This is a genomic window from Pseudonocardia kunmingensis, from assembly GCF_006716445.1.
Taxonomy (GTDB): Bacteria; Actinomycetota; Actinomycetes; order Mycobacteriales; family Pseudonocardiaceae; genus Pseudonocardia; species Pseudonocardia kunmingensis.
In genome coordinates, this window is the sequence record NZ_VFPA01000003.1 from 45,725 (window position 1) to 70,609 (window position 24,885).

Here is a 24,885-nt window from a genome sequence, read left to right on the forward strand (position 1 = left end):
TCAGCCACCTCGACATCACGCCGCTACTGAACACTCGATCCACGTCTCCTCCAAGCCATCCGCCGGAAACGCAGTAATGAGGCTGTAGTCACCGTCGACTACGACCATCAATTTGCCACCAAACTGCCAATCGTACTGCACGCGGTCGGCTAGACTGTCGGCTTGCCGTGAACCATGGCGTTCTCGATGCAGTTCAGCGCATCCGCCCAGTTCGGGACGTCATGCTTGACCTCGATGTGCACCGCTCCGGTCGAGGTGCCGTTACCGCAAAGCAGCACAACAGGACCGCCGACTGCAGTCGGGATGGACATGAAGTATCCGTCCTGATACTCGGCCGGGACATCGGCAATCTTCTTCACGTTGTCGACCTGAGTGACACCACACGCCCGAACCGCATCGTCGGCGCGAGTCGGGCGCAGCGCGCCAGCGGCAGCGGTACCGGAGGTCGATGACACACCAAGGACCACAACGAGCAGCAGGACTGCAGACACAGCCGTAGCGCCTATGGCCATCATCCGAGCTCGACGCACTCCACCCGATCCTTCCGACGTGACAACATTGTCCCGAATGTCAGTTTCGGGAGCGCATGAATTTCGCGACCCGAGCGAGAGTAGCAGCGAGGACTCGTGACGCACAGCATTCTGTTGTAATCGTTTGCGATCGTGAACGCTCGCATGCCTGCACCGCAGGCGCGACGGCAAGCCGTGGCCGCGGCGAGGTCACGGGCAGCAGTAGCTCGAGGGGAGAGGACCGACGTTCGCGGTGTGGAGGGGTCGATCGATCGGCGCTCCCACGCCGGCCACCTCCAGGTCGAGAAAGCGCCACTGATGGTCACGGCCGAGGCTGTCGCCCACTACGGCGTAGTCCTGCCAACGGCAGTCGTACCGGCCGGCCAGCACCAGCGCGTCCTCCCGCCCCTTGGTCGTCCCGCTTCCGGCCCGCTCCCCTCAGCCCAGCGCACCCTCGAGCACGCGGCCCTCGTGGAGGCGCAGCTGCGCGTCGATCGTCTCGGTGGCGCGTCCGGCACGCCAGTACGCCGGGTCGTTTGTCAACACGACGACCAGGCCAATGTCGGCGAAGCCCTCGGCGACGAAGGACTCAGTCCGCGCCACGTCCTTGATCACGTCGTAGTGGCTGATGTCGTGGGCGGACTGGTCGGGCAGGTCGAACTGCTCGCCATCGAGCACACCCTGGAAGCGGCGGACCAGGTACTTCAGCTCGATCGCCGTCCGTATCCCGTCACTGGTGACGAGAACGTCCAGGCGTGTCCCACGCCCGGGCCGGGTCTCCAGGCGGATACGAGCAGCCGGATCGGCTTTCTGCAGCTGCCAGGCGAGGGCGTGCTGGAAGTCCGCTTCGGAGTGGAAGACCGGGCGGTGTTCAGCGAGAGCGGTCATCACGGCGCCGACGTCACCCCGCATCTGCGTCCTCGGGGTCCGCCAGCCCGAGCAGGTCCCACCGCCCCAGCCAGCACTCCACCCTGGCTGTCTTGATCCCGTGGTGCTCCGAGTCCTTCGTCACCACTCGCTGCCCGCCGTTGCGTGCCAGGTAGTCCTCGTGCTCCGTGCGGATGTCGTTCACGACCCACGGCTCCGGCGCGACGTAATACCTGGTCGCGCCGTTGGCGAGGTCGACGAACGCCCACACGGCGTTCGCCCGCGGCGCCGGGTTGGCACCCTCGCGGATGCTGGTCTGCCAGTCGCCCCGGCGCCGGGTGAGCACCCGGACCCGCCACCGTCCGGTCGGCGTCTGGACCAGAAGCTCGGTCCGGCGGCCGTTGCGGACCTCCCGCACTGTGCCGCCGCGGTACTCGACCGCCCGGGTCACCGCCGCCCGCCCGGCGGCTGCTACCTCGGCGCTGCTCGGTTTCGCCGAGACGCCCGCGGGCGGTTGCGTGGACGGCCTGCGTAGCGCCGGCAGCGCGATGCTTCCCCGCGGCGGCCGTGCGGTGCCCCACTCTGCTGTCATCCGATGTTCCGTTCGTCCGATCCACCCCGACGTCCCATGCCTTGATCGGTTCTCGGGCGCACGGCGTCACAGGCTCGGTGGGCGACCACGCGAACGGCTCAAGACATTCGTCGCCGGCTGGACGAGGCGCGCGCCCTCGGCTCCCGGCCGTCAGCAAACGACGACCAGCACGCCCTCGAATCGGAGCCGCGCGGTGCGCACACCGGGGCTTGTCGGGCGTTCCGGGGACTACCGGCCGAGTTCCGAAGCTCGAGCTGCTTCTCGTTGGTCGGTGCTACTCGGGCGGGTAGCGTTCACAGCCTTTTCCGTCGTTGTCGTCGCCGTCGAGCCGGTACTCGTCGTCTCCCACAACCTTCACCCTGTAGCCGATGTCCCCGCAGTCGAGGTCCGTCGGCACGTCCGGAACACACGGTTCGTAGCTCGGGTGACAGCCGCTCGGTCGCGGAGCCGGCACTGGCTCTCGGGCGGGTTCCGGTCGGGGCGACGGGCTACGCGGTGGGGTCGTGCGCGGTGCCTGGGTCGGGACGGGCCGGGCCGGCACGTCCGACGCGACCTCGCCGTTCGTGTCGGACGGACGCGGCTGAGAGCTCCTCGTAGTGGTCGGCGCCGGAGTCGGAGTACACGGCTCACCCCAGATCCCGAGCTTCAGCGCCCTCGCCGTGTCCTCGACCATCTGGCGGGTCTCGGCCTTCTCGACGGGATTCGTGGCGGAGATCGTGGCAGTTGCCAGACCGGCAACAACGGCGGCGTGGGAGTAGTCCACTCCCCAACGCGCCACGTAGAGCAACGATCGCCCGTACTGATCCACGGAGTCCTGAGCGGCGTCGGCGGCGACCGTGACCTTCTCGTCGAGCAGCCTGGCGCGGGCGAACTCGCGCGCCTCCTCGTAGCCGCACTCACCCCTGTCCGGTGCATCGATACCGAGCACGCGGACCTTGCGGCCGTCGCTGAGCTGGATCGTGTCGCCGTCGACGATCTTCGTCACCATCAGATCGGCCTCGTCCGCTGGTGGACGGGCGGCGACGGCAGCGCCCGTGGCGGGAGCTGCGGCCTCGTCACTGCTCAGCGCGACGTCCTCGTCGTCGCCGCCTCCACTGAGACCGCCGACGACCAGCGCAGCCACAACGGCGGGAATGATCCACTTGCGCACGCGTCCGTCCCATCAGCCACTGGCCACCTCGTCCGGCGAAAGATCGTTGAATGCTCATCAGCCGTTACCCCCGGCCGCACGCAGAGCCTCTGCCACAAGGTCGGCAAGCTCGTTGCCGAGCTCCCGGGCTCTCCGAGTCCGAGTGGGAAGCGGCGCGCTGCATGCCGATCAGCAGACGGCTATCGGTCGTCCAACCGTCGACAGCCACGAAGTCGCGCCGAGCCCTGATCAGGGGAAGGGGCTCGCCCGAGCCCGCGCTCCGACCACCAGCGCCGTCGAGCACGAAGGCGACCGCGACTCGCCCGGCTCACCGAGGACCCGGTCCTGGCGATGGCGGCCAACGGGGCGGCTTCGTACCCGGTGCTGCTCACAACCGCTCGAGCGTCCGCTCGTCGGGCTTCCCGTCGAAGTAGCGGTCCAGCACATGCTGGAACTCCGCCGTGTCCGAAGCCGCCCGGGCGAACAGCGTCATCGATGAGAGCAGCTTCAGGTCGTCGGGCGAGCCGAAGATCTCGTACGCGCTTCGGCCGGTGGTGCCGGCGACGACCCTCGCGCACTCGACCAGCCGTGGCCCGAGGACCGGGTGCGCCAGGTAGGCACGGGCCTCGTCGAGTCCGGAGATCGCATACTGCTGCGCCATCGGGCTGTATCCGAGGCCTTCGATCTGTGGGAAGACGAACCACATCCAGTGACCGGTCTTGCGACCGCGGCGCAGCTCGGACAGAGCCTGCTCGTAGGTGCTGTCCTGGGCGTCGACGAACCGTGCGAGGTCGTACGGGTCGTTCATCTGCTCGGTCTCCCATCGTCACGTCCGCGCCGCGGTCGTCGGGGTCGCAGCGCGTCACGTTCGCACAGTCAGCTTCAGATGCTCCAGCATCGATGCGAGCTCGGCAGACCGCGACGACGCACCCGGCGCCGAGGAGGGCGCCGGCGACGGGTCCGACGCCATCCCTGGTGGTGAGGGACGGCGCGCGGGAGGGGCCGCGGCCGGCGCTGCTCGATCTCGCCGTCGTCGATTCCGAGGAGCGGGCTACGCCGGCGTGGACGGCGGTCGAGGAGCTACTGCGCTCACTCGGCCATCGCCCGCAACGCCGCGACGATCGAAGGGCGCGGGTCGGCCGTGGGCAGCACTGCGCTCACCCGCCGCAGCGCGTCCTCCGGGGCCGAACCGGTGATCAGCGCGCCGTAGGCCGCGGCGACGACCGGCGTGCGCGTCTGGGCGTAGGCGCAGTGCAGGAACACGGTCTTCCCCTCGTCCCGGAGGTCCTTCACGACGGACGCCGCGTCGGCCAGCACGCCCGCCAGGTCGAGGTTCGCGTCCTCTCGGTCGATGAGCCACACCTCGACGTGGTCGCTCGCCGGGACCCCGCACGCGGGGCCTCCTCTGCCCCGAGGCGGCACAGGCTGACGACCGCGTCGGCGACGCCGGGGCGCAGCGCACCGACCGCGCCGAGCAGCACGCCCGGGTCGTCGGGGTGCGGGACGACCCGCCGTGACGAGCCCGGGTAGGTGTCGAGCGTCGGCGCGCTCGGCCAACCGTCACGGTCGGGCCGGCCGCGCTGCGCCGCCAGGATCGCGAGCCGGGTCAGGTCGCGGGAGCGAAGCCCGGGCCAGCCGTGCAGCATCCGCCGCCATCGCCCCGGAACGGCGCTGCCGCCGTACGCGGCACCGAGCAGCGCGCCTGCGATCGCCGCGACGGTGTCCGTGTCCCCGCCACCCCGGACGGCAGCCTGTAGACCGGTCTGCAGCCCGCCGCCGTGGACCACCGCCGACCACGCGCCCTGCAACGCGGCGACCACCCACCCGTTCGACGCAGCGAACCGGTCCGGCGTCGCACACTCGGCCTCGTCGAGCAGCGCGCTCCATCCCGGACCGACGCGCCCGAGCCCGACCCGCACGTCGAGCTCGCCGGTGCGCACGGCGTGGTCGATCGCGAGGCACCACAGCACGCACGCCTCGCCCGCCTGCGGGTCGTGGTGGGTCAACCCGCTGACGGCATGCGCGGCAGCCGCGATCGCATCGGGATCGCCGAGGTGCGCCAGCGCGACGGGAGCGGTACGCATCAGGGACCCGTTCCCCGCGGTCCGCCCGGTCCGGGCGTGCAGCTCCGCAGCGCGGGCGCGCATGCGGGCGGCGGCGCCGGCTTCGTCGGTCCCGTGCAGCGGTCCGAGGACGGCGCTGGTCTGCATGCCGATGTCCGCGGGACCGTCGGCGTACCAGCGCAGGAAGCCGACGGCGACCCGGTCCAGCGCGGCCTCGTCACGCAGGTCCGCGCCGGCCGCCGCGACCTCCGCGATCACGCACGCCATCTCGGTGTCGTCGCTCCATTGCCCGGGCGCGTAGCCACCGAGCCCGCCGCCGAGCATGTGGGCCTGTTCGCCCGGGCCGGGCAGCGGCCGGCTGCCGTACTCGTACGGCACGCCGAGCGCGTCGCCCGCGGCGGCGCCGAGCAGGACACCGACGGCGCGGTCCAGGTTCACGCCGTCACCAACTCGTGCCGCAGGTTGATGGCGACGGTCTGCACGGCCCGTCCGCGCCAACCGAGCGCCGAGACCCGCGTGTCCGCCGTGGCGCCGCGCCCACCCGCGTTCAGCGGAACGCTCGTGACCTCCCGCGCGAACCGCCGGGCCCTCCTGCCGGGCGTCGTGACGGCGGGCATGCCGACTGTGTCGACCGCGGCGGCATGCAGCAGCGCGTCCCAGACCTGCGCGAGCGTCAGCGGGGAGTCGTAGACCTCCAGCAGCACCGGCCACCCACCGACCCCGATCATCACCCCGCTCTGGAAGGGCAGCGGCTGCAGGCCCCGCACCAGCGCGGCCGCGGCGTCGTCCACGCTGCGGGTGGAATCCAACAGTACGTCCGACCTGTTCCCTAGAGTCCGGCGGGTGAGTGAGAACGAAGCGTTGGATCGGACCCGCCGAGACTACGACGAGGTCGCCGAGTTGTACGACGACATGGTGCGACAGGGCGACCAAGTCATCGATGCGCTGTCAGCAGGGATGATCAACGCCTTCGCCGACCTCGTCCGCGCCGGTGGGTCGGTGGGTGCTGTGGTCGATGCGGGTTGCGGTCCCGGACAGTGGACCGATCACCTGGATCGAGTCGGTATCCGGGCTTACGGGATCGATCTGTCACCGGCCATGGTCGCGATCGCCCGCCGGTATCGTCCCGACCTGCGCTACGAGGTCGGTTCTATGCTCCATCTCGACGCAGGGGACGAGTCGATCGCGGGCATCCTGGCGCACTTCTCGTTGATCCACACGCCGCCGGACCTGCTTCCGCGCGTCCTGACCGAGTTCGCCCGAGTGGTAGAGCCGGGCGGACCCCTGCTGATCGGTGTGCAGATCACCGACACCGCAGACGCCAACGGTTGGGTCCCGTACGACCACAGAGCCTCACCGGCGTATCTGTGGACCCTCGACGCGCTCGCCGACCGACTGCGCGAGCACGACTTCGCCGAGCTCGGACGCCTGCGAATCGTTGCTCCGGCGCCAGGCAAGCCCCCCGCCGGATACCTGCTGGCGCGCCATGACGCCAGAAGTAACGAATGAATTTTGCCGACCTGGGCGGGCAGTCAGCGGTGTGCAGCGTGGCGTGACCTCGCATGGGTGAATCTCCTGGTAGACGGGCGATTGCCTAGATCAACACGTCCCACCAGGAGCTTCAACGTGCTGTCCTACCCGTCCGGGATGACCGTGTCCAGCCGCGCCCTCGGCGTGCTCTCCGATGCGCTGCGAGCGCAGCGCAACCAGCGCCGAACCCGGTGGCGGAAGCTCTCGCCCGGCCGGCAGGCCCTGCTCGTGGTCGCGCACCTGCGTAAGGGCGAGACCTACGCCGACCTGGCCTGCGGCTTCCGCATCGGGACCTCGACGGTGTACCGGTACATCCGTGAGGCGCTCGAACTGCTCGCCGCGATGGCTCCCACCCTGGCCCAGGCGATCGAGGTCGCCCGCCGCAAGGCGTTCGTGATCCTCGACGGCACCCTGCTGCGCATCGACCGGGTAGGCATGACATCGGGCTATGACCGGGCCTCCTACTCCGGCAAGCACAAGGCCCACGGGCTGAACGTGCAGGTCGTCGCCGACCCGATCGGCCGGCTGGTGTGGATCTCGCCGCCGCTGCCCGGCGCGAGACATGACATGGGCGCTGCCCGTGAGCACGGGATCATCGACGCGCTGGCCACCCACGAGATCCCCGCGGCGGCCGACACCGCCTATCAGGGCGCCGGGCCGACGGTCGCGGTTCCGCAGCGGCGCCGTCGGAAGGATCTGGGCACCGGCCGCTACCGGCGCCTGTCCCGGAACCAGAAGGACGTCAACACCGCCCACGCCCGCCGCCGTGGACCCGGCGAGCGGGCCAACGCCGAGCTGAAGAACTGGCGGGTCCTGCGGAAGATCCGCTCCAGCCCGAACACCGCCCACCGGCTCATCGCCGCAGTTCAGACCCTCATGATCGCCAGCGCAGGATCAGGCTGGCAAAGGCTCACTGAGCCGAGCCCCGTGTTGCGCACGCGGGTGCCGTCACCAGGTACAGCTCAGCCGCAACACTGCGCGCTCGTAGTGGCGGTCAGCGACGGATCGCAAGCCGGGCAGCCATCTGGTTCAGCTACTCCTCATCGGACGTCCGCGCGAGCGCCGACGTCGAGAGATCCGACCCGCTCAACCGTCGAGCCCCAGCCGATGCCGCTCCGCAGCCAGAACCCGCTGGCTCACCGGCACCGACTCGTCATCGAGCACCTCCGGCCGGTGCTCGGCGGTGTCCACCGCCCGCCGGTCGGCGTCCTTGGCCTCGCTCTTGCGCGCGAACTCGTCGAACAGCAGCCGCTTGCCCTGCTGGATCTCCCTGATCCGTTCGTCGCTGCAGTCCTTGGCCAACAGCCGGTGGACCTGCACGGTGCGCACCTGCCCCATCCGGTGCGCACGGGCGATCGCCTGTTCCTCGGTGCTCGGCTTCCACTGCGGCTCGGTGAGGACGACGACCGACGCCGCCTGGATGTTGATCCCGACCCCGCCGGCCTCGATCTGCCCGAGCAGTACCGCGTGCCCGGCGCGCTTCGTGAACTCGTCGACGATCCCCTGCCGCACCGGCGGCGGCACCGCCCCGGTGATCGTCCCGACCACGGCGTCGCCGACCGCCTCACCCACCAGCTGGAGCGTGTCGAGGAAGTAGGAGAAGACGACGACCTTCATCCCGTCCTGGGAGGCCTCCTCGACGATGTCCTTGAGCCGTTCGAGCTTCGCCGAGCTCGGGGTGACGAATGGTGCTCGGCGCATCGCCATCAGGTTCCGCTGCGAGACCGCTGCCTCGTACCGCGCCCGGTCGGTGTCGCTGAGCTGCACCCACGACTCGGTCTCGATCTTGTCCGGCAGCTCCGTCAGCACGTCGGCCTGGTTGCGCCGCAGGTAGACCGGCGCCACGGCCCGTCGGAACGCCTTCGCGCCGGCGACCGCGTCCGTCGCATTCACGCTGCGCGCGACCGCCGGCTGCAGGTAGTTGACGAGCGTGCGGAACTCCTCGACGCGGTTCTCCATCGGCGTGCCCGTCAGGAACAACGTCCGCTGCGAGCGCCGGACGGCCGCCGCCACCGCCTGCGACCGCGCCGCGTCCGGGTTCTTCGCGTAATGCGCCTCGTCGACGACGAGCATCGCGACGTCGGCCTCGCGCACGTCGGCCGGCAGCCGCGCGAGCGTCCCGAACGTCGTGACGGCGACCCCGCCCTCCCGCAGCCAGCGGCGGCCGATCGCGTCGCGGTCGGCACCGTGCAGGCTGTGCGCGGACAGCACGCTGTGCTTCGCCGTCTCGTTCAGCCAGTTGATCTGCACGCTCGCCGGGCACACGACGAGGAACCGCCGCTGCCCCTTCGCCGCGAGGTGCGCGAACACGGCGAGCGCCTGGATCGTCTTCCCGAGGCCCATCTCGTCGCCGAGCATCGAGCGTTCCTGGTGGATCGCGTACTGGGCGCCGAAGACCTGGTAGCCACGCAGGGTCGAAGTCAGCTTCGAGGTGTCGAGCGGGACGGCATTGATCTGCTGCCGCAGCTCCTCCGGGACGAACCCGCCCGCCGCCTCCTCGTCCTCCGCCGTGCCCGTGCCGCCGACCGTCGACAGCACCGCGTTGACCGACGCCGCGTCGGCCAGGTAGTCGTCCCAGAGCTGCCGCGGGTCGTAGCTGCGCGGGTCGACCGCCTGCTCCCGGACGTGGACCGTCTGCTGCAGCGCACGGACGCGCGGGTCGGCGAGGATCGCACCGAGCTGGGCGAGCGCGTCGAGCGCCGAGTCCTTCTTCGACCGCCAGGAGAAGGCCATCTTCCAGCGGCTGCCCGCCCGTTCCGCCTCCGCCACCAACGGCGTGACCTGCGTGCGGAACGCCTGGAGCGGCCCGTGCAGCGCGGACGCCGCGGCGTCCGCCGACCGCACTGCGGCGAGGGTCGCGAGCAGCTGGGTCTGGGCGGGGTCGCGGCGGTCGGGGTCGAAGCGGAACCGGGCGTCGCGGTGCACCTGCACGGCGACAGTGCGCGCCGCGCGCCGGACCTCCACCACCGTCGTCTGGCCGACGCCCGGCACCTGCTGGAGCCGGTGGTCCGGGGCGTTCAGGACGTCGGCGACGGTCCGGAAGCCGTGCTGCTCCAGCGCCCCGAACCGCACGCCTCGCCCGGCGACCTCCTTGAGCGCCGCGAGCGGCATCTCGCGCAGGCGCGCGGCGACCTGGTCCCCGTTGAGGATCTCGATCTGGTGGCGCACGCTGTCGCGGAGGACCTGCGGCGCGCTGAGCAGGACGCCCGCCCGCTCCGCGAAGTCGCGGACGGCGGCGATCGTCGCCCTGGCCGCGGCGCCGACCTTGCCCCGCGCGGCCTCGCGTTCGTCCTGCACCCGATCGCTCCCGTCCCGTCGTGATCCGACCGATTGATCGGTAGCGCCGCCAGGAACGTCACAGGGTGTCCGGCCGACTACCCGAACGGGGCAACGAGGAGATCGTCAACGAACGGGCGACGGGAACCGAAGCGGGTGCTCGAGCAGTTCGGACGATGCGGAAGGCACCCCGTGACCCAGTACATGCCCCAGTACCCGCCGCCCGGCCCCGGGTACTACCCGCCGCCCCCGCCGCCGCAGAACGGCTTCGGGACGGCGGGCTTCGTGCTCGGTCTCATCGGGTTGCTGTTCTCGTTCATCCCGCTGATCGGGGTGAACGCCTGGCCGCTGGTGCTGCTGGCACTGGTGTTCGCGGGCCTCGGCCTCTCCCGGGTGCGCAGCGGCCGGGCGACGAACAAGGGCCTGACGATCGCCGGCCTCGTCTGCGCAGTGATCGGCCTCCTGATCTGCCTCCTGTACGCGGCGGCCTTCAGCGCCGCGGTCTCGAACGTGGAGACCAGCGCTCCGAGGGCGACGACGGCATACGACGCTCAGCCCGACTCCGCGGTGGCGACCCCTGCCGGCATCGGTGACGAGGTGCAGGACGGCTCGTTCGCCTTCACCGTCACCGACGTGAAGTCCGGCGTGCAGGCGCTGGGCGAGAGCTTCCTGCGTAGGGAGGCGCAGGGCGAGTATGTGCTGGTGCACGTCACCGTGCGGAACACCGGCACCGAGGCCGCGACGTTCCTGGGCGCCAACCAGACGCTGCTCGACGCACAGGGCCGCGAGTTCGAGGCCGACAGCTCGGCGGCGATGATGAACGTGCCGGACAGCGAGTCGTTCTTCACGCCCATCAACCCGGGCAACAGCGTCGAGGGCGTGCTCGTCTTCGACGTCCCGGAGGGTCTCTCCCCGGCCGCCATCGAGCTGCACGAGTCGATGTTCTCGGGCGGAGCGCTCGTCTCACTCGCGCGCTGACCGGCCGGCTTCGCGTGCGAGTGCTGCCGCGGATGCGGCGACGACGTGCAAGCGGCACGGCCAGTGCGGTCTGCCATGACCCGCTCCCAGCGAGCACAGCGCACACCGGCCGTCCGGCCGTGGGACGTGCTCGCGGAGCAGTCGCTGCCAGACCTGCGGGTCTCCCTCGGCGAGGACAAGGCTGATCACGGCGCAAGCACACCGATGATCGGAGCCTGCGCGTCGCACGCGAGTGCGACCCGCACAAATGTGCGGGTTCAGCCGAGGGCGGCGACGACCCACGCAGGATCGAACGCGGCGACGACCTCCGGCCCCGTGCCCGATTGCACGGGCACGGGGTCGCCAACCCGCCCCGACCGCGGGTCGACGAAGCGGACACCCGCGCCGGCGAGCGTCCGCAGGGTCGACGCCCACACCGGGTGCCCCCAGAGCCGGTTGTTGACCATCGGCACGGCCACGACGGGAACACCGGCCCCGAGTGCATCGCAGAGCGCGCCCGCCGCGCTGGTGTCCATGATCCCCGCCGCGACCTTGTTCGCCGTGTTGAACGTCAGCGGACACGCGACGACGAGCTCTGGTCGAGGCCGGTCGTGCTCGGACGGCTCCGCGTACCACTGACTCGCCGCCTCGGTGACGACGACCGACACGCTCCAGCGCTCGCGCAGGGCGTCGGCCACCTCGCCGGCCCGCGTCGCGAGAGGTGCACCGCACACGACGAGCGTCAGCATCAGACGGCGACCCCGGCTCGGTGCGCGAGCCCGCGAACGGCGGCGCCGCTCGTGCCGCGGGCCCGGGCGAGCAGCTGCCGAATGGTGTCGCGCGCGACGGCGTTGCGCCGGGTGACCTGGGGAGCCGCGCGCTCGACTTCCAGCAGCGCGACGAGGGCCTCGGCGTCCCGCCGTCGCTGCGCCTGGGCCCAAGCGATGTCGAGTTGGACCTGCACCCGCCTACTGTGCAGACCCTCCGGCAGGCGATCGAGGTCGACGCCCTCTGCTGCGGCCAGCGCAGCCGGAGCGTCGCCGAGCTCGACGGCGACGGAGACCCGGTGGATGGCCACGTTGGTCGGTCCGAACGCGGTCCAGCGGTGATTGGCGTCCTCGCCGAGGTGCTCGGCGAGTTGCTCGGCCCGACCGAGGCGCTCCTCGGCAACCGCGCCATCGATCCGGCAGGCCGCGGCGACCGCGGCGATGAGCCAGAGCGCACCGGCGACGCTGCACACAGCCGGATCGTCGCCCGTCAGCTCATCAGCGGTCGTGACCGCGAGTTCCTCGGCGAGCGCAGCACGAGGCGTGGGAAGCAGCGCGCACACGACCTGGTAGACGGCCATGCCAAGATCGGCCGGGTCGCCGCTCCTCCGCGCCGCCGCCCATGCCCGATCAGCTGCGATCAACGCGAGGTCGGAAGAACCGATCTTCGTCAGCGTCTTTGCAACGACGGTGTAGCCGGCCGCGCACAGCGCGGGCGCCTGTCCGTCAAGGGCTGCGATCAGGCTGGGCAGCGCAGGGAGCACCTCGTCGTAGCGGGCTGCCTGATAGGCGCGATGCAGGTCGCTAACGGCTGTCGAGGCATCGACACCCGGCTCGGCCTGCGCGCCGACGAGCAGGGCTCGCTCGATCGCAGCGACGTCGGCATCGAACGGTTCGCGCCCGGGCTCGCTCGGCTGGCCACCGATCCCGGTCAAGGTGCCGATGTCGACGCGCAACACCCGGGCGAGATCGCGGAGGACCGTGTAGTTGTCGACGGTGCGCAGGCCACGCTCGACCTGGGACAGCCACGACTCCGAGCGGCCGACGAGGCCGGCTACAGCGGCCTGGGCCAGGCCGCGACGGCGGCGGTGCAGGGCGATGCGCCGGCCGATCGGTTCGGTCACCATGTGATCGTCGCACAGGACGAGAGTGAACCGTTCGCTTTCCGCGCTCGATAGGCGAGCACAACGCCTGGACGCGCCGCCCGACCGGAGAACACCGCTCACATCGACCTGGTGCGAAGGGTGAGTTGCAGCCGTCTCCGGGGTAGTCAGCCGCTGCATCTGCCCATACGTCGCAAGATCGCACATCCAATCATGTTGAGGATACTTCAGTGTCGCGATCCGGCCGCTAGCCAGCGTCGTGACCTGCCAGCAGACCTCAGCGCTACGCGTAGCCCGAAAGGCCTAGCGCCACTACCCTCTCTGCCGCAGCCATCTAGCCGGTTCGCCAGCAGGATGTGGCCTTTTGTAACAGGAGCCAAACCTAGATCGACACGTCTACGGGTACAGGCCGGCGGTAGATGATCGGCGCGAACCCGAGGAAGGAAGTGGTCGGGCCAATGGCGGCGGGGGCGTGGGACCAATACCTGGCATGGAATGCTGCGATCTCCGAAACTGTGTTCACCGAGGAGCAGGCCGGGCAGCCTGTCTACCTCGACATGGACGACGCGGTCATGGCGAAGGTCTCAAGCCGTCTCAAGGTCAGCGCCGACGACGCCCATGGCGAGCTTGTACAGGCGGTGCGGGCGACACTTGGCCTCGGAGGGGCGCAGTGGGAGATCTTTTGGTCCCATCTGCAGCACTTGAGGCGCTGGCGACATGCGGTCGCAATCAGACCGCGTGACGACAGCGCGACCTCACCTCCACCGACGGTCGCACTACTAGCGGCATTCACCCTCGCCGCGGAGGCCATGGGGAGCGATTCAAATGCTGCCGTCAACGCCTACTATCCGCGGTTGGCGGCGATCCTTGGAGTCATCGACGAAAGGCCGAAAGAGAGGCTGCAGACCGCCTATATGGCTTCAGCCGAGCAGCTCTGGCGCAGCCTTAACGACTGGCTGACCATCACCGACGGGCGTTACGGCATTCCGACTGCCTATGCGGTAACGCATAGATATATCGGCCTCCCCCTCTCGCAAGCTCTCATCCGAGCAGCCGACCGGCGCCATCTGGAGCAAATGTTCCGGCAGTTCGGTCTCGCTCCCGGCAGCGATGTCCCACCGACGGACATGCAGCGAATGTTGGACACGTGGATTCAGCAGGTCCCATCTCCTGCAAGTAAAAACTTGCAGAACCTCTGGCAACGGCCGGGCACTCAGGAACGCATCGCCGAGGTCGCTTCTAATGAACTGGCAGCCTGGGAGGGACGTTCGCTCAACACCGAGCATGATGACCAGGCGGCACGGCGCGGGTCGATCCGCCTGATCGCTCGACTGAAGACCTTCCCTCGGTCGGATCTGCAACTCTCTTTCCTCGCGTCGATCGGCAAGTCCGTTCCGGACGAGCTGGTGGTCGAGAGCGCTGCTGGCCGGCCAAAGCTTGAGATGCTGCCGTCCACGGGCGGTGCGATCCCGCGCCCTCCAGCGAGCATCGATCCCGGCTCGTTCATCGAAGGCGTACTGCACCTCAGCGACCCTGCGAGTGGCCTGGAGGCCCGGAGGCATCCGCGACGGGTCGTCGTTCTCCGACGCGACGAGCAGACCAATGCCTTCGTCGAGGTGGAGCGCGTCCAGCTCGGCGAGGACTTCTTGGTACTGGTCAAGACCGAAGGGCCCCAGCTGAAGCAGGTCGAGCAACTGTTGACGCTGACGGCGAGGCCGGGGTTCAAGGAGGAGAGCCGGATCCGTGGTCTTCCGGACGGCTGGGTGCTGTTCACCGCGGTACAGATTCTCGCTGCGCCCACTGTCACGCCTCAACACCCCGACCTCAACGCGCTGGTCCCCGTCATCTCGTCACAGTTGAGCATCGCGGGCGGTTTGAAGCTTCCCGGAAACCTGCGCAAATGGTCGAGCCTCTCGCCGCCAGAGATCCGGGCTGTTTCACAGGTCGAGGGTCGGCTTGACCTCTCGCTTGCGCGCCTGGACATTGAGTCTGGCGAGGCTGACGAGCCACGGACTTGGCACAGCGAACGAGGCGTACTTCTCGTTGCTCTCGAGGATCTCGAGCTCGAGGACGGCGAGTACGAGACCGTCCTGTCCGGGGGCGGACGCTCCTTGCAACGTTCGGTCCTGCGGCTTCGATCCTCGGACAGCCCAGACAGCTGGACCTGGGGCACCGCGGCGAAGCAGGGCTACGATCTCAGCGTCCCGCTGGGTGCGTTGAGAGCTACTCCGGGTGCGAACCCACATTCCGCGAGGGGATGTAAGCCTCCGGCGACTGTCGGCCGACAGCCCATCGAGCCGCTCCAGGGTCTCGGAAAGATCTGGTGGTCTGCGAACCGCCCGCCGCGCCCAGCAGCCGTCCCGATCGTCATCGCCAGCCCCGACCCGACGTCATGCGTGGTGACCGGCGCTCATCGGATCAAACTTCCGCCGACGCCGGCCGGTCGACCGACGGCGCCGATGCTGTCCGGCGAATGTACGCAATGCGGGATCGTCAAGCGGTATCCCGCATGGCCGCGGCGGGCCCGCAGGCTGCGAACTGCAACACTTGAGGTCGAGGAGCACGTCAAGCTCGACAACCTCAGTGAGGCCAGAGCGGAGTCGATCACGCACGACACCGCGCTGGACGCTCTAGTACACGTCGGTGGCGGTACCGCCTCCTCGCTAGACAAGATCGTCGCCCAGGTGGACTCCTCGCTGCTCGGCGCCGACGCTTTCAAACGCAGCCTCGAGATGCTCGGCCACATCGACGTGAGCCGATCTGACCGCCTTGAGCCCACAGCCTGGTCGATCGCGCCGGCGTGCGTCGTCGAGGCCACCGACGAGACGTACTTTCTCTCCGGCGCCTGGTCCGCTGCCGCCCAGACGCAGGTCGAGGAAGCGGTCATCGACTTCGGCGGCAAGTTCACCTATGCGGAGAACCCCGGTGGGCCACTCACCTGGTTCATCGAAGGACTCGGCGAAGAACAGGTCAGACAGCTCATTGCACAGGTGCAGACGACACTTCCGATGCGGACACATGCGTCTTTGGTCGGCGACGCGGCCATGGGCCTTGTACGCGCGCTTCCCAAGCTGAGCGAGGTAGAGAAGGCGCTCCCGCGCGTGCCACTATCCGGCGCCCGCCGGATCGAGCGGTTCAACGTTGACGCCGCCTACTGGGAGCAGGTTCAGACTGCTGCTTCCCCCGGAGCCTACCGGCTCGAGTCGGTGTTCCGAACTGCCTACTACTTCCGCTCGCCGGCAGATGTCGAGCTCCACCAGGGCGCCCTGGGGACAGCACAGCTCGTCAAGCACCTCGAAGCGCAGCGACTTGGTCGTTCGCTCCTCGGGTTCTATCCCGCAGCAGGCCAGCTCGCGGTCGCGCTCGGCTCCGATCTTCCCGGCCTCTACGGCCGGGCGGCGGTGATGAACAGCGGGCGGCTTCCAGGCAAGTCGACCAAGCGTCGAGCTCTGATCTACCACGATGTGACTCCCGAGTTCGCCGACTACATGTCGACCCTGCTCGTCAGCTGAAAGGTACGAAACGCATGTCGTCGAACCCCTACGGCGTCAACTTGGCCATCCGCGATGCGTACCTGCGCTACTTCGACACAGCATTCTGGCTTCGCAGCGATGACCTGATGGCAGAGCGCCGTAAGCTGCTCGAGCGGCAAGGGCGGCTCTTCGCCGATCCGCTCCTCGAGCCGGTGATGCCCTATGACGCGACTGTCCCGTTGCTCGACGTGACTCGTGAGGCAGGGATCTCTGACGTGGCGGCCGAGGTCGTTGGCCGCGCTCTGTTTGGTGCGTTCACTGATGACGACCAGCCCATCCTCCTGCGTAGACATCAGGCAGAGGCAGTCCGATACTCATTGACAAGCGGTGTCCACCGTCCGAACGTCGTCGTGACCTCAGGAACCGGGTCCGGGAAGACCGAGAGTTTCCTTCTGCCTCTACTCCTGAGGCTCGTCGACGAGTCACTCGGCTGGGGCACCCCCACAGCGATCAACGACTGGTGGCGTCCAGTCAACGCGAACCGCTGGCAGCCGATGAGGGGCACGGGCCGCCCTGCTGCCGTGCGTGCGATCGTCTTGTATCCGACGAACGCGCTCGTCGAGGACCAGGTCGTGCGGCTCCGGCGAGCCGTCCGGCGAATCGCGGAGCGACGGCCCGAGTCGCAGCTCTGGTTCGGGCGGTACACCTCCGCGACACTCGGTGGCGTTGCCCAACCGCAGGGGACATCCGACGAAGCTGCACGCGTAGCAGAGCAGCTTCGGACTATCGCCCGCGAGTTCGACGATCTCCAGGCCGCGGGGTATGGAGCCGAGAACCTCGCCCAGTTCTCCGACCCGCGGCTGCACGAGATGATGGTGCGCTGGGACATGCGGGTCAGCCCGCCGGACATTCTGGTCACCAACTACTCCATGTTGAACGCGCTGCTCATGCGTGAGGCGGACACCGCGCTCTTTGAGCGGACCCGTTCCTGGCTCAGCGAGAACGCCGACAACGTTCTCACACTCGTAGTCGACGAGCTGCACCTATACCGCGGTACTCAGGGCAGCGAGGTCGCGATGATCCTGCGTAACCTCCTAGCTCGCCTCGGCCTGGAGGCGGACAGCCCCAAGGTTCGCATCATCGCGACGAGCGCCTCGCTCGATGAAGGAGACGCCAGCCGCGCCTACCTGGAGGGCTTCTTCGGCGCGGCAAGGGACTCCTTCCACATCACGAGCGGCGAGCCCCGCGCGATCGGCAGTCCGCCGACCCTCACACGGCGAGACGTCCTCGAGGCAGCTGCGACAGGTGCGTGGTTTGCGAGCGGACCGGAACTCTCGCTCGCCATCGCGCAGGCCTGCTACTCCAAGAAGGAGGAGCGCTACCGCGCCACACCGCTCAAAGCGATATCGCAGCGCCTGTTTCCTGACGGGGACGGCGGCCCAGACGACGAGCGTGCGCTCGAAGCAGTCCTTGCTCGAATCGCCAGTGACCCGACGACGCGCGAAACGACCATCCCACTTCGGGCGCACATGTTCGCAAGGACGGTCCGGGGGATCTGGGCCTGCTCGAACGCAGCCTGTCCCGGTGGCAACCCGGACGACTCCGACCGCACGGTCGGAAGGCTACTCGACGTGCCCGCGTCGACCTGCCCTGACTGCGGGTCCCGCGTTCTCGACCTCCTCTATTGCTTCGAATGCGGCGATGTCAGCCTCGGTGGCTTCGTGGTCGACATTCTTGGACACGATGATGGTGGCCCAGGATGGGTGCTGGGGCCGAGTTCGGTCGAAGTGCCGGCCATGGAGCAGCAGCCGGTCTTCCGACGGAGGTACGGCGACTACATGTGGTTCTGGCCTGGGCAGAAGCCTGTGCGCGCAGACCTCGAGTGGAGCCATCAGGTTCCGTCACGGACAAGGCCGGCCAACTTCTCGTTCACGCGAGCGTCTCTCGATCCGCGGACGGGTCTGCTCGCCGCCGATCCCTTCAGCACGGCTGGGTGGATCATGACGTACGGAGGAGTTCCTGACGCCAGCAGCGATGTTCCGCCGGCGCTCCCGGAGGTATGCCCCGCCTGCGCGCAAAAGGGCTTCAACCGCGAGCTCGAGATCTACTGGCGGGGCGAGGTTCGGACACCTATCCGCGCGCACACCTCCGGCCTTGCACAGTCGACGCAGGTCTTCCTGTCGCAGATCGTCCGCTCGATGGGAGACGCGCCGTCGGACGGAAAGACGATCGTATTCACGGACAGCCGTGACGACGCGGCACGGACTGCGGCCGGGGTGGCGCGCAACCACTACCGCGACCTTCTTCGTCAGCTCGTCAGACAGTCGCTGAACGAGGCCGGTCCAGATCCCATTGAGGTCCTTCGTAAGTCGTCCGTTGACCCGACCTCGTTGAGCGATGACGAGCGGCAGGTCCTGGAGGAGACGGTTCGGCGCTGGCCGGATCTGCTCGGTCTCGTGACGAAGCAGCAGTACGTCGATCTGACCGCCGAGGAACAGGCGCGCCTGGACCAGGCAAAGGCCGAGGGGTCGAGCACATCGGCGCCGACCAGCCTAGCGTCCCTCCGCGAGCGGGTGAGCGGACGGCTCGTGGCTCTTGGTGTGCCTCCAGCTGGTCCAGCCCCTTCGATGGCACGGACGCCGGATGGCTCGCCCTGGTACGCGGCCTACGACCCACCCGAGAAGGGTCTCTGGACGCGCCTCACCCCCGGCGACCTCGCAGTGGCTCGGCCCATCTACGCGGACAGGCTCAATCTCGGCCTCGCAGCCGCGCTGTTCGACCGCGCAGGCCGAGACATCGAGTCCGCCGGACTCGGGTATGTCGCCCCGGCGACGATCCGGGAGCGCCCCGCTCCGGTCGATCGAGAGCGCGCAAACGAGATCCTCAGCTCATGCATTCGCATCCTGGGGTCCGCACGGCGATACGTCGGCGCTGAGTACGCCGATGCTCGGCCAAGGATCCCCCAGGTCGTTCGTCTGTACCTCGACAGAGTGAGCGAGCAGCTCGGCGTCGATAAGGACGAGCTGGTCGAGTGGGCGAGCGAAGAGCTTCTGTTCTCGGTCGCCTCCGACTGGCTGCTCCAGATCCAGACAGGAAGGGCCCCGCTCGTCATCGTCCCAGCGGCGGGACGAGTATGGCGATGCCCGTCGTGCTCCTATCGACACCTGCACCGTTCTGGCGACGCCTGCGCGAACCGCGGATGCCGCGGTACAGGGCTCGTCGAAGACAGCCTCGATGGCTTGTCGGACGACTACTATGCCTGGCTTGCGCAGCTTGAACCCCGCCGCCTCGCTGTTGCCGAGCTCACCGGGCAGACGAAGCCCTTGGACGAGCAGCGCCGTCGCCAACGTTGGTTCCGAGGCGTGCTGTTGCCCGAGCCTCGGGAGAATGTGGTCACCTGTGGCCTCGATGTCCTCAGCGTGACGACGACCATGGAGGTCGGCGTCGACATCGGGTCCTTGCGCTCCACCCTGATGGCCAACATGCCACCGCAGCGCTTCAACTACCAGCAGCGGGTGGGGCGGGCCGGTCGTGCCGGGCAGGCCTTCTCCTATGCCGTCACCGTCTGCCGTGACCGGACGCATGACGACTTCTACTTCAACAACACGAGCCGTATCACCGGAGACATCCCGCCACAGCCGTTCCTCGACCTCGAACGCGAGCAGATCGTTCGCCGAGTGGTCGCAGCCGAGCTACTCCGGCAGGCTTTCCTGGCCTGTACGCGGCCACCTGCCTGGGCGCCTCAGGCGATCCACGGTTCGTTCGGGCCGACTGTCGACTGGCCGGGCTACCGCGAGGAGGTGGCTACGTGGCTTAGTTCTGCGCCGCAGGTCGACCGCGTAGTCGACAGGCTTTGCAGCTACACGGGCCTCTCCAGGAGCGGGATCGCTCGCCTCCGCGACTGGGCTCGCACGCGCCTTGTAGGGGCGGTGGATGCCGCAGTGGACAGAACGTCGCACCGTCCAGATCAGCTGAGTGAGCTTCTTGCTGCAGCCGGCGTCCTCCCGATGTTCGGCTTCCCCACGCGTGTGAGGTCCCTCTACGGGAAGCAAGTGAGGCGGCGGTCAGACCTCGACACGGCGGAGATCGCCGACCGGTCACTGGACATGGCGGTCTCAGCGTTCGCGCCCGGAGCGCAGGTCGTACGGGACGGTGTCCTGCACGTCGCGGCCGGCTTCGCCGCGTACGACATCAAGGGCCACCGTGCAGAAGCGAAGGATCCGCTCGGACAGGCTCTCCAGGTCGGCCGGTGTCTGGATTGCGGAGCCGTGCTGATCAGACCCTCCGGAGACACCTGCGAGTCTTGCCATGGGCCTCTGACGAGGTTCGAGATGTTCCAGCCGCTCGGCTTCCGCACCACGTACAACGCCAAGGACTACAACGACGAGAACGAGTTCAGCCCTGGCGCCGCCCTACCTGTGGTAGCCATGGCGAGTCCGCCCACGAGTGTCGAGGAGGTCGCGGCACTATGCCTCCGGACATTCGAGCAGGCCGAAGTGGTCCAGGTGAACGACAATCGCGCGGCATTGTTTCCGCTAAGGACATTGACCGACGGCTCCGTCATCGTGCCGGATCCGTCTCGCTACCCTCCCAACACCTGGCACATTCCAAACGGCACGGACCGGGAGCCAGCGGCGATCGGGGAGGTCCGGACGACGGACGTCCTACTCATCGAACTGGCCGGAATTGATGTTCCGGGTGGCGTTGTGCCCTCGACACCTCAGCAGCTGCCAGCAGGGAAGGCTGCTTTCTGGTCATTTGCCGAGGCTATCCGAAGGGCCTGCCAGGTAGAGCTTGACGTCGATCCGCAAGAACTCGTGGTCGGGCTCCGAGCCGCCCGACGGCATGATAGCCCTACGTACGACATCTTCGTGGCAGACGCGCTCGAGAACGGGGCAGGCTACGCCGCGGAGATCGGTCATGCACGGGCCTTCAGCGACATCCTCACGTCGACGCGGCAATTGCTCGATGAGCAGTGGGGCAGCAGCGACCATCAGATCTGCACCGCCTCCTGCCCGGACTGCCTGCGGTCGTACGACAACCGACGCCTGCACGGCGCCCTCGACTGGCGGCTAGCTCTCGATATGCTGGCGCTGGCCGCCGGTGAGACGCCGTCGCTCGCACGATGGCTCGAGCGGGGCATGCATCTCACAGACGGACTACTTGACGACGGCTACGAGTTCGGCCTGAAACGCCGAATCCTCGACGGCGTACCGGTCCTCATGAACGAAGGAGACGGACGCGCTCTTGCAATCGGCCATCCGCTCTGGCGACGGGAGCCTCATCTGATGACGGAAGCGCAGCGCGAGATCGGAAAACGAGCCGCCGACCAGCTCAAGTCGTCGTCCCTGCAGTGGACGGACCCGTATGAGCTGGACCGGCGTCCGCTTGCAGTGCTTCGTCGAGTTCTCGGCTAGAGAGTTCCGTGCCGGCTGCTGCCAGTGGGTGCCGCGCGGCACAAGGCTCATCGAGCACTGTCTGTTGCCCACGTCGGGCGCCGATGTTGGGCCGCGTATGAAGCTGCGCTCCAGACGCCCTTATTCTGATGAGGCGAATTCGACGAGGCAAGCTGCCCGGGCGGGTCAGTTCGTGGGGCGGGGGTAGCGGTACCGCTCGGGGCGGTTGACTCGCCGGCGAGAGCGGAGCTGGCCGCAGATGCTGGGTCGGCTCGGATGCTGCACTCCCACATTCGGACCACTGTCCAGCCGGCCTCAGTAGCGAGCGCGGACGAGCGGACATCACGTTCGCGGTTGCGCGCCATCTTCTGTTCCCATAGGAGCGCGTTCGGGCCGGTGAAGGGTGTCTTGCGGCCGTGGGCGGGGCAGGAGTGCCAGTAGCAGCCATCGACGAAGACGGCGATATTCCGGCCTGGCATCACGATGTCGGGGGTGCAGCCCTTCGCAATCCGTCGGTGGAGGCGGAATCGCGCGCCAGCGGCGTGGAGTGCCTTACGGAGGAGTAGCTCCGGGCCGGTGCCGGTCTTGCGCCGGCCGCTGAGGTGCCTGCCCGCGGTCGTGCTGGACCAGGTCTCGGGCATCGCTACTCGAACACGGTGGTCTCGCCCATGATCTCGTCGGGATCGTCCTCACCGACGATGGCCTTGACGACCTTGTAGGCGAGGTAGGGCGGGACGGAGTTGCCGAGCTGGGACTGGATGGCGTTGCGCGACCCGGTCAGCTCGAAGGTGTCGGGGAAGGTGAACAGCCGCTTGAGTTCGGGCACCCGCAGACGTCGGTTCTCCCAGTGGAACGGCCCGACGTAGGGGCCGGGCTGGGCCTGGATCGTGGGCGAGGGGCGGGCCGGGTCGAGCTTGAGCAGGAACGACCAGTATCTCTTGCGCCACCCGAACTGTGGGTCGGGATGGCCGCGCTTCTCGGTGTAGTACAGGTAGTTGTCACCCGGGGGGATCTCGGGCAGGAGGTGGCCGTAGCGGCCGGCGACAGTCTCGGTCGGCTCGGGCTCGGCCACGACGCTGGCGAGGGCCTGGCTGGTCGTGACGTGTGGTCGGGTGTCGGCGGTGCCGGTAGCGCGTCGTTCCCACTTGCCGTTGTGAGTCGGCTGTGGGTGCGGGTGCAGGGTCAGGCCCTCGCGGACGCCCATGACGAACAGCCGCGGGCGGGCCTGGGGGACGCCGAAGTCGGCGGCGTTGAGCACGAGCGGGAACGCGGTGTAGCCGGCTTCTTTGATCTCGCGCATTAGCCGGTTGAACGGGTCGCTGCTGGCCTTGTTCTTGAAGGTCAGCGCGTAGACGTTCTCGAGGATGAACATCCGAGGCTGCGCCTCGCGCAGCACCTTGGTGTAGGACTGCAGGAGGCTGGCGTCGGGGTCTAGGCCGTCGCGCTTCCAGTCCAGCCAGAACCCCGACTTCGAAAACGGAGTGCACGGAGGGCCGCCGATGAGCAGGTCCGGCTCCCCAGACTTCATATTCGCCGCGGCGAGGATCTGCTCGGTGGAGACGTCGAGGATGTCTTCCTGGATGACCGGGCGGGTCAGGGTGTCAAAGTTCTTCTCCATCGTCGCAGCCGCGTCGCGGTCGTGCTCGACCGCGGCCCGGACGGCGAAGCCGGCTTCATGGGCGCCGAGGTCCAGCCCACCGGCACCCGAGAAGAGCGAGATGGCCTGACCGCGGAACTCCACACAGGCATCGTCCCATGCTCGCAGCGGCGCACCGCATCGCCACACCGTGCAGGCGTCGGGTTGTCCACGGCTGGGTCCGACGGCATCGAGGCTGAGATCGCTGGACGGCGTCAGGAGGCTGACGAGGGCTCAGCCATCGCCTGTTCAAGAGTGTCGACCCAAGCATTGGTGACGCGCTGTAGGGGTGCGAGCCGGTCAGAGAACTTGGGGTGGCGGTCGAGCAGGTCGGCGCGGCGGTAGCGGAAGGTCCAGACGCCGGTCGGGCCGTAGACGCAAGCGGCGACGACGTCGAACTGGTCGGGACGGTAGAGCCGCCCGGCCGGGTCGTTCTGGGTGGCCCGGGTCTTCTGGACTTCGACCTTCATGTCGCCGTTGGCGTAGCGCTGCGGCGAGCAGTTCTTGCACTCGACCCGCACCACGCGCCCGTCCGCCAGGGTCACGTCGAAGTCATGGCGGCCGTCCTCGTCCAGCGACGCCACCTCCGCCACGCCAACCTGCGCGTCGAGGCGCTTCGCGAGGTGGTGCTCGGCGACCCCGCCGCGAACAGCGACCGCGAGCCTGTTCCGCTGCTTGATCACCTCAAGGATCTCGACGCTGCTCATGTCGAACTGCTGCTCGAGGTCATGCAGGGTCGGCACCGTCTTGGCTTCAGGCAGCGCGGGCTGGGTGGCGTCGACGGCGGCGGTGAAGCGCAACGACGGGTCCAGCTCGAGATCACTCGCGGTGCGCTCGAGCCGGACGTAGTCGAGCAGCCGCTCAGGGCGGAACAGCACGATTGTCTCTAGGCCGTCGCGCGCTCTCGGGGCGTCCCGGCGGGTGCCGCCGATGTTGTCGCGCTCGAACACGTGCCAGCCGTGCTCGCTGTCCAGCGCGGCCTCGACCTGGGACTGCTTGAACTCCACCGAGATGCCCATCGGGAACGGGTCGTACAGCTGGGGATCGAGGCCGATGAACAGGTCGATGTTGATATGCACGCCCAACACGAGGGTCGTGTCGACGCCAGCCAGGTCACGCCCTACGGGATGGGCGCGCTCGGTCCAGGACTGTTGACCGCCGTACCGAATTTGGAGGCGGTGCTCGTCCACAGGACGGTTCTTCGTCAGGACCTGATTCGCCGTGAACGGGTAAACGACCAGGCCGAGGCGTTCACCGCCGGGCGTCTCGATTCCGAAGTAGACCGGCGCGCGGTCAGTCCTGCTTGCATAGAGTACCTGACCGCCAGCGCTCTCGACGGCCGCCGACAGCCGCTCGGCCAAGCCTGCGCGCTCCTTCATGACCCGGTAGACAGGCGCGTAAGCCCGATCTGCGATGTACTCGTCCACGGGACATCCTTCGCCATCAAGTCGTTATCACCAAAGGGGGCGCTTCCAATCCGGTTTTACGGGCGAGCTGACTACCTACTTTTCGCCGGGGATGGCTCGCCAGTCGCCCCAAAGAGTATGAGTTCGTTGCGGCCCGCGCCTTCGTCACGCGTCCTCCAGG

Annotated in this window: 17 protein-coding genes and 2 pseudogenes; 5 read left to right on the top strand and 14 right to left on the bottom strand. The window is 68.4% G+C overall.

The features are described from left to right. Nucleotides 1–149 precede the first annotated feature (149 nt). The 8 genes and pseudogenes from FB558_RS23220 to FB558_RS23250 all read right to left on the bottom strand — a co-directional run. The gene (locus FB558_RS23220; RefSeq protein WP_142056814.1) at nucleotides 150–491 is read right to left on the bottom strand and encodes a hypothetical protein; all 342 of its coding nucleotides are present in this window, start codon (nucleotides 489–491) and stop codon (nucleotides 150–152) included. Nucleotides 492–947: 456 nt separating this feature from the next. Next, entirely contained in the window at nucleotides 948–1,421 is a 474-nt protein-coding gene (locus tag FB558_RS23225) for a hypothetical protein (protein ID WP_142056816.1), read from the bottom strand. Further along, a complete protein-coding gene (locus tag FB558_RS23230) occupies nucleotides 1,411–1,968 on the bottom strand; it encodes a hypothetical protein (protein WP_142056818.1) in 558 nt (185 codons plus the stop codon). Before FB558_RS23230 ends, FB558_RS23225 begins: the two co-directional genes overlap by 11 nt. Before the next feature lie 274 nt (nucleotides 1,969–2,242). Further along, a complete protein-coding gene (locus FB558_RS23235; RefSeq protein WP_142056820.1) occupies nucleotides 2,243–3,118 on the bottom strand; it encodes a thermonuclease family protein in 876 nt (291 codons plus the stop codon). A 367-nt stretch (nucleotides 3,119–3,485) separates the two neighbouring features. Further along, nucleotides 3,486–3,905: a DUF1810 domain-containing protein gene (locus tag FB558_RS23240; RefSeq protein WP_142056823.1), complete on the bottom strand. Its 420-nt coding sequence runs from the start codon at nucleotides 3,903–3,905 to the stop codon at nucleotides 3,486–3,488. Between the two features lie 281 nt (nucleotides 3,906–4,186). Then, on the bottom strand, nucleotides 4,187–4,390 hold the full coding sequence (locus FB558_RS43990; RefSeq protein ID WP_211366784.1) for a protein-tyrosine phosphatase family protein: 204 nt from the start codon (nucleotides 4,388–4,390) through the stop codon (nucleotides 4,187–4,189). Then, nucleotides 4,387–5,598 carry an ADP-ribosylglycohydrolase family protein gene (locus FB558_RS23245; RefSeq protein ID WP_211366785.1) on the bottom strand — a complete coding sequence of 404 codons (1,212 nt, stop codon included), beginning with the start codon at nucleotides 5,596–5,598 and terminating at the stop codon, nucleotides 4,387–4,389. The genes FB558_RS43990 and FB558_RS23245 overlap by 4 nt, the downstream gene beginning before the upstream one ends. After that, nucleotides 5,595–5,975 (bottom strand): annotated as a pseudogene (locus FB558_RS23250) (ARPP-1 family domain-containing protein); the annotation flags it as partial. The pseudogene FB558_RS23250 and the gene FB558_RS23245, both read right to left, overlap by 4 nt. A gap of 28 nt (nucleotides 5,976–6,003) precedes the next feature. Here FB558_RS23250 and FB558_RS23255 point away from each other — a divergent pair. Both FB558_RS23255 and FB558_RS23260 read left to right on the top strand, forming a co-directional pair. Next, nucleotides 6,004–6,669 (top strand): class I SAM-dependent methyltransferase, encoded by a 666-nt coding sequence (locus FB558_RS23255; RefSeq protein WP_142056827.1) that lies wholly within the window; start codon nucleotides 6,004–6,006, stop codon nucleotides 6,667–6,669. A gap of 117 nt (nucleotides 6,670–6,786) precedes the next feature. Beyond that, nucleotides 6,787–7,581, top strand: a pseudogene (locus FB558_RS23260) (transposase family protein); the annotation flags it as partial. A gap of 195 nt (nucleotides 7,582–7,776) precedes the next feature. Here FB558_RS23260 and FB558_RS23265 read toward each other — a convergent pair. Beyond that, nucleotides 7,777–9,987 carry a DEAD/DEAH box helicase gene (locus FB558_RS23265; protein ID WP_142056829.1) on the bottom strand — a complete coding sequence of 737 codons (2,211 nt, stop codon included), beginning with the start codon at nucleotides 9,985–9,987 and terminating at the stop codon, nucleotides 7,777–7,779. 171 nt (nucleotides 9,988–10,158) lie between these two features. Between FB558_RS23265 and FB558_RS23270 the strand changes: the two genes are divergently transcribed. After that, a complete protein-coding gene (locus FB558_RS23270) occupies nucleotides 10,159–10,944 on the top strand; it encodes a DUF4352 domain-containing protein (RefSeq protein WP_142056831.1) in 786 nt (261 codons plus the stop codon). Nucleotides 10,945–11,201: 257 nt separating this feature from the next. On the opposite strand, the gene FB558_RS23275 is transcribed toward FB558_RS23270, so the two are convergent. Then, complete coding sequence (locus tag FB558_RS23275; RefSeq protein WP_142056833.1) at nucleotides 11,202–11,672, bottom strand: flavoprotein; 471 nt, start codon at nucleotides 11,670–11,672, stop codon at nucleotides 11,202–11,204. Then, the gene (locus FB558_RS23280; RefSeq protein WP_211366786.1) at nucleotides 11,672–12,814 is read right to left on the bottom strand and encodes a helix-turn-helix domain-containing protein; all 1,143 of its coding nucleotides are present in this window, start codon (nucleotides 12,812–12,814) and stop codon (nucleotides 11,672–11,674) included. The genes FB558_RS23275 and FB558_RS23280 overlap by 1 nt, the downstream gene beginning before the upstream one ends. Before the next feature lie 398 nt (nucleotides 12,815–13,212). Between FB558_RS23280 and FB558_RS23285 the strand changes: the two genes are divergently transcribed. Next, nucleotides 13,213–16,305, top strand: a complete 3,093-nt coding sequence (locus FB558_RS23285; RefSeq protein ID WP_142056837.1) for a hypothetical protein — start codon at nucleotides 13,213–13,215, stop codon at nucleotides 16,303–16,305. Nucleotides 16,306–16,319: 14 nt separating this feature from the next. Beyond that, nucleotides 16,320–21,683, top strand: a complete 5,364-nt coding sequence (locus FB558_RS23290; RefSeq protein ID WP_142056839.1) for a DEAD/DEAH box helicase — start codon at nucleotides 16,320–16,322, stop codon at nucleotides 21,681–21,683. Nucleotides 21,684–21,730: 47 nt separating this feature from the next. On the opposite strand, the gene FB558_RS45765 is transcribed toward FB558_RS23290, so the two are convergent. The 3 genes from FB558_RS45765 to FB558_RS23305 form a co-directional block, all read right to left on the bottom strand. Further along, nucleotides 21,731–22,303 carry a very short patch repair endonuclease gene (locus FB558_RS45765; RefSeq protein ID WP_142056841.1) on the bottom strand — a complete coding sequence of 191 codons (573 nt, stop codon included), beginning with the start codon at nucleotides 22,301–22,303 and terminating at the stop codon, nucleotides 21,731–21,733. A gap of 2 nt (nucleotides 22,304–22,305) precedes the next feature. Next, complete coding sequence (locus tag FB558_RS23300; protein ID WP_142056843.1) at nucleotides 22,306–23,403, bottom strand: DNA cytosine methyltransferase; 1,098 nt, start codon at nucleotides 23,401–23,403, stop codon at nucleotides 22,306–22,308. Nucleotides 23,404–23,513: 110 nt separating this feature from the next. After that, nucleotides 23,514–24,725 carry a hypothetical protein gene (locus FB558_RS23305; RefSeq protein ID WP_211366787.1) on the bottom strand — a complete coding sequence of 404 codons (1,212 nt, stop codon included), beginning with the start codon at nucleotides 24,723–24,725 and terminating at the stop codon, nucleotides 23,514–23,516. Nucleotides 24,726–24,885: the final 160 nt, after the last annotated feature.

What these genes read in the sequence shown, in the direction of transcription:
- FB558_RS23225 (WP_142056816.1), bottom strand. Translation starts at nt 1,421, where the DNA reads ATGCGGGGTGACGTCGGCGCCGTGATGACCGCTCTCGCTGAACACCGC.
- FB558_RS23230 (WP_142056818.1), bottom strand. Translation starts at nt 1,968, where the DNA reads ATGACAGCAGAGTGGGGCACCGCACGGCCGCCGCGGGGAAGCATCGCG.
- FB558_RS23240 (WP_142056823.1), bottom strand. Translation starts at nt 3,905, where the DNA reads ATGAACGACCCGTACGACCTCGCACGGTTCGTCGACGCCCAGGACAGC.
- FB558_RS23275 (WP_142056833.1), bottom strand. Translation starts at nt 11,672, where the DNA reads ATGCTGACGCTCGTCGTGTGCGGTGCACCTCTCGCGACGCGGGCCGGC.
- FB558_RS23285 (WP_142056837.1), top strand. Translation starts at nt 13,213, where the DNA reads ATGATCGGCGCGAACCCGAGGAAGGAAGTGGTCGGGCCAATGGCGGCG.
- FB558_RS23290 (WP_142056839.1), top strand. Translation starts at nt 16,320, where the DNA reads ATGTCGTCGAACCCCTACGGCGTCAACTTGGCCATCCGCGATGCGTAC.
- FB558_RS45765 (WP_142056841.1), bottom strand. Translation starts at nt 22,303, where the DNA reads ATGCCCGAGACCTGGTCCAGCACGACCGCGGGCAGGCACCTCAGCGGC.